Genomic DNA, 14,932 nt, shown 5'->3' with positions numbered 1-14,932 from the left:
CCACACTACAGATACAGGTCTCTACGTTTGTCGTGAAAGTCGATTGTTTAACAACAGTTCACAGGTATCGCCTCGATAACCTCGCTTAGATTTAATAAACACTTGCTGATCTTTTTTAAAGTTCAGTTGAGTAAATTGTTCCCGAGATAGATGAGCCACAACCTGATGTTGGTCAGCATACAATGACAGTGAACAGGTTCGCGATCGCTACGAACAACTCTTTGAACTACGCGAAAAATTTCTCTATCATTTACTGAATTGCAGTTCTTACCCACCCCAAGCCGTGGCTACGCTTCTACGAGCGCTCATTTATCAAGAACGGGCGTTAGGAAATCAACCCGACTCTAAAGGTGTTTATAACTTTGACTTACCCATTGATGTCATTTCTCATGCTTGTCAACTCAATCACCGCACTGTTGAGCAAGTATTAAAGGGAATGCACAAGGTGAAACTGATTGAAGTGGCAAAATCTAATGATGAGTCTGGAGATCTCATACACGTTCTCAATGCGGAAGGCTTAAAAGAAGTCTACGGCGCAACCCGAGATCAAGTCTCTTGGTGGCCGTTACGCTAATAGTAACCCGTTTTTCTCGATCTCTCCATTTCTCGATCAACACTTAACCACTCTGTTATGCAGGCAGCATTGCAAATCAGCCCAGAAGTTTAAACTATAGAGGAAACCCTTTTAAAATCAGGATTATTCGAGTTTCGATTTCTCTTGATGCGCGTTCTATACCGCTTCTCGTCCTTGATATTGCATTTAGTTGACTCCTATGCCAGAATCCCCTCTTTCCATTGCTCAACACTTTCACGAGCGAACCAAATACCACCCAGAAACGATAGCGTCTAAAAGCCAGCAACTCGACTGGGAAACACAACCCACACCCTATAAAGAATATAAAATTGGCAAAACCTTCGATCTCAGACCTTATCTTCGCGAAGTTTCCGAACCGTTATCGGATGATTCCAAAATTAAGGAAGCTCAACGTTTGTCTCACCTGCTACTCCACAGCTACGGTTTAACAGCCAAGATGGAGACAATGCAGGGATTTCACTATCTCAGAAGTGCGCCGTCGGCAGGGGGACTCTATCCGGCTGAGGTTTACATCATTTCTCGGGGAACTCCTTTTTTACCCCCAGGACTTTATAACTATCAACCTGTCACCCATTCGTTGCTACAATTTTGGGATAGTCAAGTTTGGCAAGAATTACAAACGGCTTGTTTTTGGCATCCCGCTTTAGAAAATACCCATTTAGCGATCGCCATAACAGCAGTATTTTATCGTTCAGCTTGGCGGTATCAAGATCGTGCCTATCGCCGTATTTTTCTTGATACAGGTCATTTACTCGGTAATATTGAGTTAGCCAGTACGCTCAATGATTATCGACCCCATTTGATTGGCGGATTTGCAGATGAAGCACTCAATCAAATGATGTATCTAGATTCTAAGCGAGAAGGAGCAATCACCGTCATTGCAATAGCCGACTTATTAGAAATCGACCAAAATTTACCGCCAACAAAGACAGCTTTACCTTCGGCAACCCAAACCGATTATCCTGAACTTGATGATAGTGAACTATTGGGTTATCTCCATCATGCAACGAAGTTAGACTCTGATACTTCAGGAAGTCAAGGATGGACTCAAGCCTCCATTGATGAAGATATTGAAGACAAATACAATTTTCCCTTCTGTACAAAAGTCTCGACCATAACTCCAGCGATTGATTGGGGGAAAAATGGTCAGGGATTAGCTCAAACGATTCTCAAACGTCGTTCCACTCGCAGTTACAGTGGGGGTGATTTGAAGTTAGAAGAACTCTTGGCCTTGTTAGATTTTACCTACCAAAGCAATCACTATATCAATCAAGGATTTGATGGTTCTCCAGATTATTTCGATTTAGGCTTGATTGAGACATTTATCGCTGTTTCTGGAGTCAATGGTTTAGAAGAAGGATGTTATTATTATGCACCGCTTGCCCAAGAATTGCGGCAGATCCGCTTTAAAAATTTTCGCCCTGAACTCCATTATCTCTGTCTAGGACAAGAACTCGGACGAGATGCGGGAGTTGTCTTATTTCATACCGCAGATTTGAAAAAAGCTGTCGCAAAATATGGCGATCGCGCTTACCGCTATCTTCATATGGATGCAGGTCATTTAGGTCAACGGTTTAACTTAGCCGCTATTTATCTGCGGTTGGGAGTCAGTGGAATTGGAGGCTTTTTCGATGATCAAGTCAATGAAGTCTTGGGGATTCCCACCGATGAAGCGGTGATTTATATTACCACTTTAGGACGACCCCGATAATCTTAAGAGTTTCCCATTTCTTGTAGATGACAACAGTGTTCACACAACCCAAAAAACTCTAAAGTATGATAATAAATTTTGAAGTGATGAGACTGTTGCAATAAACTTTCAAGATGGTGAACCGGACATTCATTGAGAGGAATTGATTTTCCACATTCAACACAAGTCAGGTGATGTTCGTCTTGCTGAACACAACTATAGACGGACTCACCTGTGGGTAAGGTTCTCACCTGAACTAAACCTTCTCGTTTTAAAGCATCCAGCGCCCGATAAACGGTAGCCAACCCCATTTTGTGTGGAGTTTTGCGTAACTCGGCGTACAGTTCTTGGGCGGAAATTGCTTGCTTTTGAGTTTTGAGTTGACCTAAAATAACTTCTTGGCTGCGGGTGCGACGAATGTTCATCTGGAGTTTAGATTTGAATGAATGCCTCTTTCTAGGCTATCTTAATCTTTGACAACATTTCACAACGTCTCCCGTCCCAAATAGGACTGTAACACCTCAGGAATTCTAACACTACCGTCGGGTTGCTGATAATTTTCCAGAATAGCTGCCATTGTCCGACCAATCGCCAGCCCTGAACCGTTCAACGCATGAACAAATTCGGTTTTCTTCTTTTTCTTTCCAGACTTACTCTCTTTAAACCGAATATTCGCCCGTCGCGCCTGAAAATCTCTCACGTTTGAACAGCTAGAAATCTCCCGATACGTTTGCGAAGATGGCAACCATACCTCTATATCATAACATTTTGCGGCTGAAAATCCTAAATCTCCCGTACAAAGTTCGATCACTCGATAAGGCAATTTCAACGCCTGTAAAATGCCCTCCGCATCTTGAACTAATTTTTCATGTTCGACTTCAGAAGTCTCGGGATGAACCAATTTAATCAGTTCAACTTTATTAAACTGATGCAGTCGAATTAAACCCCGTGTATCTTTTCCATAACTTCCCGCCTCCCGACGAAAACAAGGGGTAAAAGAACAATGATAAATCGGCAACTTTTCCCCATCTACAATCTCATCTCTGTAGAAATTAACCACCGGAACTTCTGATGTTGGAATCAGCCACAAATCATCTTCGCTACACTTAAAACTTTCTTCGGCAAATTTCGGCAGTTGACCTGTTCCCTGCAAAGATGTACTATTAACTAACAAAGGCGGCATTACTTCCACATAACCCTTTGAGGTGTGTGTATCCAGCATAAACTGAACCAAAGCCCGTTCTAAAGCCGCACCCGCACCAACCAAACTCACAAACCGACTTTGAGCAATTTTTACCCCCCGTTCAAAGTTTAAAATTCCCAGGTTTTCCCCGATTTCCCAGTGCGGTAAAAGGTTAGGATTATCAGGCAAATATTCATCGCCCCAGCGCCGAACTTCGACATTTTCTTCCTCACTTTTACCAATCGGTGTAGACTCACTCGGTAAATTGGGGATAGGAAGTAATAACGCCTCAATTTCTGCTAAAATTTCCTTTTCTTTCGGTTCGAGTTCACTCAAGTTTTCTCGAATTTGTTGACCTTCTTCTTTTAACGCTTTAATTTCCGCCCCTTTGGGATCACTTCCGCCTTTAATTTTCTCTCCAACTTGTTTCCCAATTTCATTACTTCGGGTTTCGAGTTGAATGCGTTGTTGTTCAAGTTGACGTCGCTGTTCATCTAGATCTAAAATCGGTTGGAGATCATAGTCTCCCCGCAATTTTAAACGGTCTTGAATGGCTTGTGGATTTTCTCGAATTTGTTTAATGTCTAACACGGCTATCTTCCCAGAGTTTAACGAATAATTATATGAAATCGCTTAATGTTTGCAACTATTCTTGATTTTTAATCCCTCCACTTGCTATACTCTCCTTAATCCGATAGCCCCGTCAAGAAGACAGAGCCGTTTGATTCTCAAGAAGAAACGGTCAAGCTCGATCAGGTAACAGGTAAACTGGGCGAACTCCCCCTGCACCCCTGACCAGTACCGTGCAGTCATCAGTTTGACAGCAAAAGGTTGATAACCCAAGCGTCAACCCATCCGTTTCTTAGAGCGTTAACCTTGATAGCCCAACCGTCAAGTCATCCGTTTACCATCTTTACCCCTATAGGATTGTACTGGCGATCGCGCTTTTGACTCAAGTTTTAACCCCAAAAAAAAAGATAACAGTTACTCACCGCTACCTTTTCTTTGTATTCTAAATTTTATAAATGGAGCATATGGGAATCGAACCCATGTCCAAAACGAGTATTGACTTCTTGCTCATTCACAGGTTTAGCTCTTCTAACCCTCAGAGCGGGAACTATCTGTTACCCTAGATAGTGAGGGATACTGGTAGAGTTTTCTCTAGATCGGCTACCAGAAACGCCTCACTAGAACATCCGTTGGGGTTGTATCTATAGTCCTTAACGGAGTCAAACTATAGATGCTCAAAACCTAAGTGAGGTTTTTTGTTCCTACGCAGCTACTGCTACGCGAGGACGAGCGAAAGATACAATGTTGTTTGCACTTATTTTTTTAAGTCATGTATTTACGAGAGGTGACTTACTCTCGACCTGAATCACAAGGTAGTTTTCGTCGTCCTGTCGAAACCAGTAATGCCCCTTGCTTACTTACTATGTTATATAATAATGGGTTGACTGTCAAGGGCCTACAACAAAGACAGGCTTTTCAAAATTTCATCGGCTTCTCGGATTCCGCGACGAACAGACTCCGCACACCGCCCCAAAGCATCCCGTTCATCGGGGGTTAAATTCAACTCTAAGATGCGTTCAACGCCGCGACACCCCAACCAGCAGGGAACCCCGAGAAAAACATCTTCTAGCCCGTATTCTCCCTGTAGATATGCAGAAGTTGGCAGCAGGCGACAGCGATTGAGTAAAATCGATTCAACCATCATCCGAATCGAAGAAGCCGGGGCGTAGTAAGATCCTCCGGTTTTCAACAATCCCACAATTTCCGCCCCGCCGTGACGGGTGCGTTTAACCAAGCGATCGATTGTTTCTGCCGGCATCAATTCGGTAATCGGAACGCCATTGACGGTAGAATAGCGGGGCAAAGGCACCATCAAATCGCCGTGACTCCCCAACACCATCGCGTGAACGTCCGCCACCGAGACGTTTAACTCCATCGCAATAAACGTTTGAAACCTCGCCGAGTCCAACACTCCGGCCATTCCCATAATTCGGTAAGAAGGCAATTGCGTCACCTGCCAAGCGATGTAAGTCATCACATCCAGGGGATTGGTGACAATGATAAATGTAGCATTGGGAGAACGGGCGATCGCTTCTTTGGCAGCAGTCGCGACAATTTTGGCGTTGGTGGCAATTAAATCGCTGCGATCCATTCCCGGCGTGCGGGGGCGTCCGGCGGTAATCACCACCACATCTGATCCGGCGGTATCCGCATAATCGTTGGTGCCGATAATTTCGCGATCGTGACCTTCCACCGATCCGGCTTGCATCAAATCTAGCGCAATTCCTTGAGGTAAACCCTCAACCACATCCAGAAGCACAACATTCGCTAAATTGGCCTCTGCTATTCTCTGGGCGAGGGTACTTCCCCCCTTACCCGCCCCAATAATAGAAACTCGCGTAGCATGACAAGACGGCGGAAAAAACAAACTCGAATCCATTTTACTCACTTAACGTTTGGGCAGAAAGAATGGAAAATTAGGAAAGGGGAACTTTACGAATACCCCAAACTGTCGATCCTAATTCCCCAATTCTTTACTTAGCATCTTCAAGCTGATCGATCCGTAACCAAATGTTCGGAGTGGGAACCTGACCAAACTTGACTAATGCACAGTCTCCTCGCGTTTCCATCACTTCTCCTTTGGTTTCAAAGATATAAGCGGGAAAGCGGGTGTCGCTGGCTGTCGCCTCAACACTATTTTCTAGTTTTTCGCGAATGGCGTGTACCATGCTTCCTTTTTTGATTGGCATAGCTGATCTGATCGAGTTTGAATTTGTATATTCTAAATTCTATGAGCTTCTGAGCCAATCTTTATGATAATGGGAAAAAGTTATTGAGTGAGGGGAGAGGTGAAATAGCTGTTTTCTGGCTATTCTTGGCGATCGCAAGTTTGTTGTGGGGCTTTAGCTTTTTGTAGAAATCTGGGTTCTGGGGTTCGATGTTCGATCACTGAGAGTAAATTACTAAGACACAAATTTTTTTATATATTCTTTCATCACAGGTTTAAGCATGAACTATGATACTCCCTCAGCTATCGTTTTTTTGATTAAATTGCGTTTTCTCAAAGACTGTATTCCTCTCAAAAAATCGAAGTCAGATAAAAAGTCTGCGGGTTTGCTGGAAATATTAACTGCTGTCTCTTGGTTCGCTAACCATTGCATGATTAATTTCTCACCCTCAGATAACCGTCGATAATGTTCCTGTAAGATTGGTTCTAAGTCTCCTAAAAATAGAGGGGGATAAGATAAAAACTGGGCGACGCTCCCATTAAATAAATCTTGAATACTCGATGCAATTATATTTAACCATGCGGGATTGCCACTATAAAGGTTAATTAGTTCTAACCATCGAGCTTCATCGGTTAATTTTTTCGCCGTTAACAGTTCGGTTGCAGCCTCTCCCAAACCTTCAAGTTGTAAGGTGTAACAATGACGGTTTTCTGTTTCCAAGGTAGCAATTTCTCTGGGGATTTCCCAACTCAAAAGCAGCAAGCAACTGTTGTGAGAAGAACGGGCTATTTCTTTGATTAGTTTACAATAATTTGCGAATTCTGGGATGTAATTTCCCACCAATTCTCCAGGGGTTAAGGTTTCTTGGAAGTCATCGAGGATGATTAAACAACGATGCGATCGCAAATCGTCTAAGATAGAACTTCGCGATCGCAAATAGTTAATAATTGATGGGTTTTGAGTCGGCGGAGGTGGGGCGAGAAATTCAATTAAATTAGTTTTTAGGGCGTTAAGAGTCGGGAATTTTCGATGACTTCGCCACAAAATACGATCAAAATTGTCTTGAATTTGTTCAACCAGTTCTCTGGCGAGGGTGGTTTTTCCGATACCTGATAACCCGGTTATGGTGACGATGCGGCTATTTTCTTTGAGTATCCATTGTTTGAGGGTGGCGAGTTCGTTGGTGCGGTTGTGGAGGCGATAATATTCCGGTGCGTCGATGAGATCGTGTTGTTGTTCGGGTTGAATATTGTCTGAGTTTGTGGGGTTTCGCGATCGCTTTTTTGCCGTTTCGTCAGAGTCTCTACTTTCTCCACAAATGTTTATATTACCTTGATTAAAGTTACTTTGCACGAAATTTTTGGAGTTAGAGATATAAAACCGTTCCATCGTAGCGCGGAAGTTTTTTTTATCAACTTTTTCATCTATTTTTTCTGATATGAGTTTCCAGAGGTTGCCTGCTACTCTTTTGACATTGGCTTCACTACAGTGGTACTCATCTGCAATTTCGTTATATTTTTGATTATTCCATACCGCTTCTAATACTGTCCGTTCTAGAGTATTTAAGTGTTTTCCTGTTTTTTCTAAAACTAATTTGTCAGCCCATGTCAGGAGTTTTTGCACGTCCATTGGCAATAAGAATATTAGTTTCTCAGAATTTTACTACCTTTTTCACCTTTTTGCAACCCTTGGCAACTCAGTTATACTTTTTGCTACCAAAGCACATAAAAGTTTACTCAAAGTCTCTACTTTTTTATGCTTTTTTTGACTGAAAAATAGTGTCAAAACCTTTATTCTCAAGGCAAGCTGTGTGTCAATACTATAAGAGGAGTAAATAACACAAGCTAGTAAGTTCTTCTATTCAGCCAAAGCTACCAGCTTGGCTTGAAAATTTATTTTACTGCAAAAGAGATGTATCAAATAATGGATAATAGATATTTAACTAAGTCTCTGGTTCTTGCTTCTGCTGTATCAATCTCATCGATCGCTTTATTAGGTCAATCGCAGGCAAAAGCGGCTAGTATCCGTTTCTCCGCTGGAGATTTTGTTGAATACCGACAAAGCTCTCCTGGAGAAAGTCTATATGTTTGGGATCAACCTTGTGGTAATGGTTTGCAAGGAACTTTGTCACAAGGATCATCTGGACAAATTTCTCAATCTGGATATACAACTGCGAGTTGTTATGGCGGAACATACGATTGGTATCAAACCAGTTTTAATAACGGTATTTCTGGATGGGTAGCCGGTAATTTTCTAGTCAACGATACAGATTATCTTGACACTGGCACATCAGCTATTGTCAGAAGCACACCAAGTAATTCTCTGTTTGTCTGGAGCGAGCCTGGGGGAGGATCTAATCTTGGTAATCTTCAACCAGGAACTCAAGTCACTGTTAGAGAAACAGGCCCTATTTTAGATGTATTCGGTGGTACTTATTCTTGGTTTCGTGTAGACCAAGGCTGGGTTGCGGGTGAGTTTTTACAGACCATTAATAACCCATCGCCACCGTCGTCATCACCGCCACCATCACTACCATCACCGCCACCACCATCACTACCATCACCGCCACCACCACCACAATCAAGCTCTCTGACATTTATCAATGCTAACCCCAATGATTGGAAAATTCCGGGTTTTGATCATGTAGCTCTGGAGTTTGATGGACGTCTTTATGAATCAACAAATCGAGTAAATACACCAGGAGTATCTAACGATAGAACTCTTCAGCAAGTACAAGACAACCAATACATCACTGTCGCAAGAACAATTGACATCAGTAGAGCTAATGCCGAAAAACTCAAAGGCAAAATATCCTCAAAAATCGGTTCAGGATACTCCGATGTGAATATTTTCACTCTCTCACCAATCATTCAAAAAGGGTTGTTTGGTGAATATACCTGTGTTGGATTAATTGAGTGGGCTGCGGAAGCTTCAGGATTTGGTTTATTTAACCAGGGATATATATCGGGAGTTAATGAATATATTAACTATGGGGGTATGCGTATATCTACCTTGACTCCTAGTCTTCTATATTGGTCAATTGTTAATCCTTTAAGGGCTAATAATGCCGGACTTCATATGTTACTAGATCCGGCGGATTTCTTGCTCACAGATCCTATGGGGCGGCAGTTTGGTTATACTCAAGAACTAGGTTTGATTGAGGAAATTCCAGATGTTTTTTACACCGGGGATGATTGGGCTGAACAGCTTGCTTTACCCGATTTATTGAATGGCGAGTACATCCTTGAAGTGTTTGGCTTAGATGACAATGTTAATGTTGCTTTTGGTAATGGTAACAGTGGAGATTTTTTCTCGGGCTATCTAGCAAAAGGTGAATCAGCTGTGTTGAGATTTAACAAAGAAGAGGGAAATTACCAAAGTGTGCCAGAACCCAGCTTAATTTTTGGGTTACTATTTGTAGTTTTTTCTGGAGGATATTCTCTTCAATTTAGAAAGCCTTTCTAGACAGTCTGACAAGCCTATAACTGCAATAGATCAAAGCATTCTTGCAAATGCGATCGCCTCTAACATGGTAAGCGATCGCACTTTTTTTATCGAAATGCGATCGCGTCCGACACGGTAAGCGATCGCTCTTTTATTCAAACCAGTTTTCTATTTGCAGGGCCGAAAAATTATCATAATCTGATACATTATTCGTCACTATCATCAAGCCGTTAACTTTAGCAACAGCAGCAATTTGACCGTCAGCAAAAGAAGGCGTTTTGCCAATACTCATCAATCTAGCTCTTTCAACTGCGTGCCATGCTGCGGCATCAACATCATAAGGTAAAATCGGAATATTAGGGCGAACTATCTCATTCAAATATCTCTCTAAAAATCTTCTTTTCTGAGAATTAACTAGGCGTTCGCAACCAAAAAGGAGTTCGTGCCACGCAGTCGTTGAGGTGGCAATTTCTCCTTCATATTGTTGTAGCTTTGCCATCACAATTGGGTGAGGATGTTGGCGGGTTGGTTCGGAAAGAATGTTAGTATCCAATAAAAAACGTAAACTCATAAAATCACTTCTCGACCCGATGAAGAATCTCGCAGGTTCTCAAAAACTTCGGGTTCGATCCATACTCCTTCAGAATCAAGTTCTTGCCGAAAGCGATCCAGACTTTTCCAAAACCCCCCCTCCGTCTCAATTGCAATTATAATTTCTTGACCGTCAGGAATATTGATATCCTCAAATATTTCGATATTTCTCCCTTTTTTTATCCCTTTAACGCGCATTATATACCCTTCTAATTCTAAACCGGATACTTAACATTTTATCATAGTGGTTATTTTGGAGATGGAATTACCTCAATTCACATTGAATTCAGAATTGAGAAACAGCTCTATTTTTTTCAGCAAGTCTTATATGTTTTTAGAAGCAACTCGCCAACCTAAACGAGTCGGTTGTGAATAAATCCGTTTTAACGTGTTAATATCTCTCGGAGAAATTGGCGGGGGTTCTCGAACTTGAGCAAAATACATAACATCAGTTTGAGTCGGACTATGACCCCAAATTCCGAGTGCATGACCAAATTCGTGACGAGCGGCGGATGTAATATATTTTCCTGTTTGAGTCGGACTCAACCAAATAATAAAGCGATGTGACAACATCTGAGTTCCGTCTTCAAGCTGATGTACAAACACTTGATAACGAGTTTCGGCGGAACTTGCGCGTAAATTTCCAGGTTCGAGGGGCGGACGACGACGAAAGATTTGAATGTTTGCTAAGTTAGAATCTTCAACAAGGTGTAGCGGTAAATAATTATTCCATTCTTCTACCGCAGACAAAACATCACGATACCAGCTTAAAGCTTGATTTGGGGCGGGTTTCTCAATATAAACTTGAATCGGAAACTCAGACCAAATGAGATGACCCACTTTCGGAGCTTCAATTTGATCAAAGTAATCACCACTCTGGGTTTGATCTTGCCACTCGGCTAAAGGCATGGGCAACGGATGAGCTTTAACCGGAATGACATCTTCGAGCGCAGGTGTAGGTTGAGAAAGAATGAGGCTGAAACTGACAACAGCCACAGTCAAGCCGACAAAAAGGAGTCGTCGGTAGGATACTCGCATTCGTTCAAACACTACCGCGATTTCCTTTAACCGACCCAACCTGCGCTTAAGATAATCGTTAAGCCAATAAAGGTAATGGCTAACATCCAGGTGACACGATTAAGTGTCGTTTCCGCACTTTTGCTACTGGTAAACAGTTGAGCCTGTCCGCCGATACCCAATCCGGCATCTCCTTTCGGACTGTGTAACAAAACTAGAATGGTTAAACCGAGAGCAGACAATGCCCAAACGCCTCGTAAAATATCAGCAGTGGTCATGGTTTAAAGTTGGTCTTTAGTGATTCATTATCATTTAGACAGTTTAACACTCTCTAGACCCGAACTTTAATCGGTGTCCGACTTTCTTTGACTTCAAAACCCGCAGGTAAAATCATCGAACGTCCGGTCATTTCTTCCGGCTGAGGAAGTTTGAGAATTTCAAGAATAGTAGGAGCCATATCCGCTAAACAGCCATCTGTTCGTAGGTCAACATCCGTACCATGTGCCGGAATTTTCAGCTTTTCGCCTTCTACCAAGATAAAAGGCACGGGGTTAATCGTGTGAGCAGTCCAAGGATTACCTTGTTCATCACGCATATATTCCGCGTTGCCATGATCGGCGATAATAATTGCTGTTCCACCCGCTTTGTTAATACTTTCGATTAAACGTCCCAAACATTGATCTACAGTCTCGACGGCTTGAGTCGCAGCCTCGATCATCCCTGTATGACCCACCATATCCGGGTTAGCGTAGTTAATCACCACCAGTGAATAAATGCCTTTTTCCACCGCCTCAATTGCCACATCCGTCACTTCATCTGCGGACATTTTTGGATCTTGGTCGTAGGTGGCAACAGCCGGAGAGGGAATTAACTCTCGATCTTCTCCTTCAAAGGGTTGTTCTAAACCCCCATTAAAGAAATAGGTGACATGGGCATACTTTTCGGTTTCAGCGGTGCGGAACTGTTTTAAACCGTGAGCGGCAATCACCTCTCCTAAAATATTATTGAGGTTTTGGGGTTGAAAAGCCACTAGAACGGGAAAGTTAGCGTCGTACTGGGTGAAAGTCCCAAAGGCTAGGGGTTGGATGATTTCTCGTTCAAAGCTGTTAAAATTCGGATCAACAAAGACTTGAGTCAACTGTCGCGCTCGATCTGGGCGGAAATTAAAGAAAATCACCCCATCTCCAGCTTCGACTGCTCCCGGTTTCAGGCGAGTCGGAATCACAAACTCATCGGTTACTCCTTCCTCGTAGGAACGCTGTAAAACCTCAACGGCTGAGAGATCAGTTCCTTCCCCATCGACGGTCATATTAAGATAGGCTTTTTGAATGCGATCCCAACGATTATCGCGATCCATCGCATAATAGCGACCACTGAGAGTCACAATCTGTCCTAAACCGATTTGATCGATATGGTCTTGAATCTGCTGAAGTGCTTGGACTCCATTTTTAGGATTGGTGTCGCGACCATCGGTAATCGCATGAATACAAACTTGAGAAACGCCTTTGTTTTGAGCGAGATCTAATAATCCTAGTAGATGCTGAAGATGGGAGTGAACCCCACCATCAGAACACAAGCCGACTAAATGTAATTTTCCATCTCGCTCTCGAACTTCTTGACAGACCTTAACTAAGGCTGGATTGTCAAGTAGAGTTCCGTCTTCTACCGCATCCGTAATTCTGACTAATTCCTGGGGAACAATGCGCCCCGCTCCGATATTAAGATGACCAACTTCAGAATTTCCCATCTGACCTTCTGGTAAGCCCACTGCTTTTCCCGAAGCCCGAATTAATGTTCTCGGATAAGCAGTCCATAGACTATCCATGACAGGCGTATTACCTACCGCTATGGCATTTCCGTCCGTCTGTTCACGATAGCCCCAGCCGTCTAGAATGATGAGTACAACGGGAGATACAGACACTGGTGCCATGCAAAGTTATCCTATCTACAAGTGGTGTCATGGATATCATACCATCGACGCTCTCAAAAAACAGTTGAATACTGATACAAAAGACACAAAAAATTAGCTATTCCTGTAGAATCACTCTTCTAACACACCAACAATCAACTCCTAATTTGAAGTCGAGCCAGAAGCGAAAAAGTAATGATATGATAATCGGGAACTTTAACGAACGGTTATCGTAAAGTCTGTTCTCTGTTGGGGCGTGTTCCCTTGCGACTTGCGGGGTTAGACGGCTTGAACAGCCAAGTCTTCTATAACTGTGGCAAAATCTTCTCGATCACTTTTTATTTATAATTTGCTATGATTTATTCTTTGTTATCCCGTTGGACTTTTTTGAGATTTTCCGACAATAGACAGCAGGGTTGGCGCTGGCTGTCGAGAATTGTGTTATCAATGGGTACGGTGAGTTTGCTGGCTGCTCCGGTGACTGCATTTCCCTCTTTTAATTTAGTGAATGAGAAGGATTACAGAAGGTGCGCTGAGGGTTTACGGGATGCGGGAATTACTCCTTTACTTTCTTCTCAAGCCTGTGCTGGGGTGATTCGTCCTCGAGATTTGTCTGAATGTGTCGTCAGCATTCGCAATACTGGACAAATTAGTGGTGAAGAAGCGCTGGTGGGTTGTGTGAGTGTGCGGCGTCCGAAAGAGTTGGGAATTTGTGTCAATGATATTGTTACAGAAGGTCGCGGTGTTGAACCTTTAAATGTGTTAAATAGTTGTGCTTTAAGTTTACTCCCTGAACGTCATTCTTTTTGTGTTCTGGGATTAGCAGAAGTTCATCGAGATATTCCCGTTGATGACTTATTAAACGTTTGTCTGAACCCACCGGAACAGTTTACGGATTTGGAGTTGGAGTTGGAGGTTGTACCGGACTTTGATGAACCTCTGTAGAATTAATCGTCTTTAACAGTATTTGAAAGACTTTTTCGGCTGCTTGTTCAACGGATGGACTCAGTTCCCAACCAAATTCTAAACATTCAGCTTCGATTAAATAAACGCTAACGTCCTGCGGGAAGTTGTCTTGAAAGATGCGACGACCCGCAGCTAAAGCATGATCCCATCGAAAATCATGTAAATTGTAACTCGGTTCGGGTAATTGTTCAAGTTCAGTACCAGGAACTTCAAAAACTGCACCCGCTTCTGAACCGGTTGAACTTGCATCAATAATGATTAATTGTTGGCTTCCTCTGGCTTGAAACATGACTTCCATTCCCGCCGTTCCACAGTCGAAAATTCGCACGTTTGGATGGGGGTTTTGGCTGAGATATTGTTGTAAACGTTGAGCGACAATTACTCCGACTGCATCATCACAGCGATTGAGATTTCCACATCCTATAATCGTTAGCATTGATTCGTTAAATATTATTGTAACCGATAGTTGTACAACATGATCACAACCAACACCCAACTCACCTTAGAAGAATTTCTCGCCCTGACCGAAACCGACTTAAACTATGAATTAATTAATGGAAAAGCAGTTCGTGAACTACTCACACTGACCGCCGCGGTACAGTGTAAGCTTCTGATTTCTCAGCCCGATGCCCTTTCACCGTCGCGGTTATCTGGTCTTAAACAGGCTCCCTCAGCAGAGACGGGGTTCCCTCCGCCAAAATGTATTATTCTGATGCCTTCATTTCTTATGTTGAGTGCGGCGTTACTGTCACAATCGTGGTGAGTTTTACAGTTAAGACAATCCCATTCTCTGATATTT

At 42.8% G+C, this 14,932-nt stretch carries 17 protein-coding genes and 1 other RNA gene; 5 read left to right on the top strand and 13 right to left on the bottom strand.

The window, feature by feature from the left end; translation table 11 throughout:
- Positions 1–21 precede the first annotated feature (21 nt).
- Positions 22–159 carry a hypothetical protein gene (locus tag M595_RS30605; protein ID WP_203419058.1) on the bottom strand — a complete coding sequence of 46 codons (138 nt, stop codon included), beginning with the start codon at positions 157–159 and terminating at the stop codon, positions 22–24.
- 124 nt (positions 160–283) lie between these two features.
- Here M595_RS30605 and M595_RS10600 point away from each other — a divergent pair, with 124 nt between their 5' ends.
- Both M595_RS10600 and M595_RS10595 read left to right on the top strand, forming a co-directional pair.
- A complete protein-coding gene (locus M595_RS10600) occupies positions 284–574 on the top strand; it encodes a crp-like helix-turn-helix domain protein (RefSeq protein ID WP_023066253.1) in 291 nt (96 codons plus the stop codon).
- A gap of 199 nt (positions 575–773) precedes the next feature.
- A complete protein-coding gene (locus M595_RS10595) occupies positions 774–2,306 on the top strand; it encodes a SagB/ThcOx family dehydrogenase (RefSeq protein WP_023066219.1) in 1,533 nt (510 codons plus the stop codon).
- Between the two features lie 2 nt (positions 2,307–2,308).
- Here the strand turns inward: M595_RS10595 and M595_RS10590 are convergent, their stop codons facing one another.
- The 6 genes from M595_RS10590 to M595_RS10570 all read right to left on the bottom strand — a co-directional run bounded on the left by M595_RS10590 (position 2,309) and on the right by M595_RS10570 (position 7,835).
- The gene (locus M595_RS10590) at positions 2,309–2,710 is read right to left on the bottom strand and encodes a Fur family transcriptional regulator (protein WP_023066222.1); all 402 of its coding nucleotides are present in this window, start codon (positions 2,708–2,710) and stop codon (positions 2,309–2,311) included.
- Between the two features lie 59 nt (positions 2,711–2,769).
- Positions 2,770–4,059 (bottom strand): serine--tRNA ligase, encoded by a 1,290-nt coding sequence (gene serS / locus M595_RS10585; protein ID WP_023066232.1) that lies wholly within the window; start codon positions 4,057–4,059, stop codon positions 2,770–2,772.
- A 432-nt stretch (positions 4,060–4,491) separates the two neighbouring features.
- Positions 4,492–4,887, bottom strand: a transfer-messenger RNA (tmRNA) gene (gene ssrA / locus M595_RS29215).
- 46 nt (positions 4,888–4,933) lie between these two features.
- The gene (gene mdh / locus M595_RS10580) at positions 4,934–5,917 is read right to left on the bottom strand and encodes a malate dehydrogenase (protein WP_023066277.1); all 984 of its coding nucleotides are present in this window, start codon (positions 5,915–5,917) and stop codon (positions 4,934–4,936) included.
- A gap of 94 nt (positions 5,918–6,011) precedes the next feature.
- Positions 6,012–6,227, bottom strand: coding sequence for an NAD(P)H-quinone oxidoreductase subunit O (locus tag M595_RS10575; protein WP_023066268.1), 216 nt, complete (start codon positions 6,225–6,227; stop codon positions 6,012–6,014).
- A 264-nt stretch (positions 6,228–6,491) separates the two neighbouring features.
- On the bottom strand, positions 6,492–7,835 hold the full coding sequence (locus M595_RS10570; RefSeq protein WP_052001748.1) for a helix-turn-helix domain-containing protein: 1,344 nt from the start codon (positions 7,833–7,835) through the stop codon (positions 6,492–6,494).
- A 255-nt stretch (positions 7,836–8,090) separates the two neighbouring features.
- On the opposite strand from M595_RS10570, the gene M595_RS31125 reads away from it, so the two are divergent.
- Complete coding sequence (locus M595_RS31125; RefSeq protein WP_161809817.1) at positions 8,091–9,671, top strand: SH3 domain-containing protein; 1,581 nt, start codon at positions 8,091–8,093, stop codon at positions 9,669–9,671.
- A gap of 130 nt (positions 9,672–9,801) precedes the next feature.
- Here M595_RS31125 and M595_RS10560 read toward each other — a convergent pair whose 3' ends face one another.
- The 5 genes from M595_RS10560 to gpmI form a co-directional block, all read right to left on the bottom strand.
- Positions 9,802–10,221: a type II toxin-antitoxin system VapC family toxin gene (locus M595_RS10560; RefSeq protein ID WP_023066234.1), complete on the bottom strand. Its 420-nt coding sequence runs from the start codon at positions 10,219–10,221 to the stop codon at positions 9,802–9,804.
- Complete coding sequence (locus tag M595_RS10555) at positions 10,218–10,439, bottom strand: hypothetical protein (protein ID WP_023066208.1); 222 nt, start codon at positions 10,437–10,439, stop codon at positions 10,218–10,220. The genes M595_RS10560 and M595_RS10555 overlap by 4 nt, the downstream gene beginning before the upstream one ends.
- A 126-nt stretch (positions 10,440–10,565) precedes the next feature.
- Entirely contained in the window at positions 10,566–11,279 is a 714-nt protein-coding gene (locus tag M595_RS10550) for a matrixin family metalloprotease (RefSeq protein ID WP_040483927.1), read from the bottom strand.
- Positions 11,280–11,305: 26 nt separating this feature from the next.
- Positions 11,306–11,536 carry a preprotein translocase subunit SecG gene (gene secG / locus M595_RS10545; protein WP_023066250.1) on the bottom strand — a complete coding sequence of 77 codons (231 nt, stop codon included), beginning with the start codon at positions 11,534–11,536 and terminating at the stop codon, positions 11,306–11,308.
- A gap of 53 nt (positions 11,537–11,589) precedes the next feature.
- Positions 11,590–13,188: a 2,3-bisphosphoglycerate-independent phosphoglycerate mutase gene (gene gpmI / locus M595_RS10540; protein ID WP_040483926.1), complete on the bottom strand. Its 1,599-nt coding sequence runs from the start codon at positions 13,186–13,188 to the stop codon at positions 11,590–11,592.
- A 333-nt stretch (positions 13,189–13,521) separates the two neighbouring features.
- Between gpmI and M595_RS10535 the strand changes: the two genes are divergently transcribed.
- The gene (locus tag M595_RS10535) at positions 13,522–14,112 is read left to right on the top strand and encodes a hypothetical protein (protein ID WP_238987055.1); all 591 of its coding nucleotides are present in this window, start codon (positions 13,522–13,524) and stop codon (positions 14,110–14,112) included.
- Here the strand turns inward: M595_RS10535 and M595_RS10530 are convergent.
- Positions 14,057–14,569, bottom strand: coding sequence for a hydrogenase maturation protease (locus M595_RS10530; protein ID WP_023066271.1), 513 nt, complete (start codon positions 14,567–14,569; stop codon positions 14,057–14,059). The two genes, M595_RS10535 and M595_RS10530, sit on opposite strands and share 56 nt — an antisense overlap.
- A gap of 39 nt (positions 14,570–14,608) precedes the next feature.
- On the opposite strand from M595_RS10530, the gene M595_RS31825 reads away from it, so the two are divergent.
- Positions 14,609–14,896: a hypothetical protein gene (locus M595_RS31825; protein WP_023066248.1), complete on the top strand. Its 288-nt coding sequence runs from the start codon at positions 14,609–14,611 to the stop codon at positions 14,894–14,896.
- Positions 14,897–14,932: the final 36 nt, after the last annotated feature.

This window comes from Lyngbya aestuarii BL J (assembly GCF_000478195.2).
Classification (GTDB): Bacteria; Cyanobacteriota; Cyanobacteriia; order Cyanobacteriales; family Microcoleaceae; genus Capilliphycus; species Capilliphycus aestuarii.
Note: the sequence above shows the minus strand (reverse complement) of the source record. Positions and strands in the feature narration are given on the sequence as shown.

What these genes read in the sequence shown, in the direction of transcription:
- M595_RS10555 (WP_023066208.1), bottom strand. Translation starts at nt 10,439, where the DNA reads ATGCGCGTTAAAGGGATAAAAAAAGGGAGAAATATCGAAATATTTGAG.
- M595_RS10575 (WP_023066268.1), bottom strand. Translation starts at nt 6,227, where the DNA reads ATGCCAATCAAAAAAGGAAGCATGGTACACGCCATTCGCGAAAAACTA.
- gpmI (WP_040483926.1), bottom strand. Translation starts at nt 13,188, where the DNA reads ATGGCACCAGTGTCTGTATCTCCCGTTGTACTCATCATTCTAGACGGC.
- M595_RS10560 (WP_023066234.1), bottom strand. Translation starts at nt 10,221, where the DNA reads ATGAGTTTACGTTTTTTATTGGATACTAACATTCTTTCCGAACCAACC.
- M595_RS10590 (WP_023066222.1), bottom strand. Translation starts at nt 2,710, where the DNA reads ATGAACATTCGTCGCACCCGCAGCCAAGAAGTTATTTTAGGTCAACTC.
- mdh (WP_023066277.1), bottom strand. Translation starts at nt 5,917, where the DNA reads ATGGATTCGAGTTTGTTTTTTCCGCCGTCTTGTCATGCTACGCGAGTT.
- secG (WP_023066250.1), bottom strand. Translation starts at nt 11,536, where the DNA reads ATGACCACTGCTGATATTTTACGAGGCGTTTGGGCATTGTCTGCTCTC.
- M595_RS10550 (WP_040483927.1), bottom strand. Translation starts at nt 11,279, where the DNA reads ATGCGAGTATCCTACCGACGACTCCTTTTTGTCGGCTTGACTGTGGCT.
- M595_RS10595 (WP_023066219.1), top strand. Translation starts at nt 774, where the DNA reads ATGCCAGAATCCCCTCTTTCCATTGCTCAACACTTTCACGAGCGAACC.
- M595_RS31825 (WP_023066248.1), top strand. Translation starts at nt 14,609, where the DNA reads ATGATCACAACCAACACCCAACTCACCTTAGAAGAATTTCTCGCCCTG.
- M595_RS10535 (WP_238987055.1), top strand. Translation starts at nt 13,522, where the DNA reads ATGATTTATTCTTTGTTATCCCGTTGGACTTTTTTGAGATTTTCCGAC.
- M595_RS10570 (WP_052001748.1), bottom strand. Translation starts at nt 7,835, where the DNA reads ATGGACGTGCAAAAACTCCTGACATGGGCTGACAAATTAGTTTTAGAA.
- M595_RS10530 (WP_023066271.1), bottom strand. Translation starts at nt 14,569, where the DNA reads ATGCTAACGATTATAGGATGTGGAAATCTCAATCGCTGTGATGATGCA.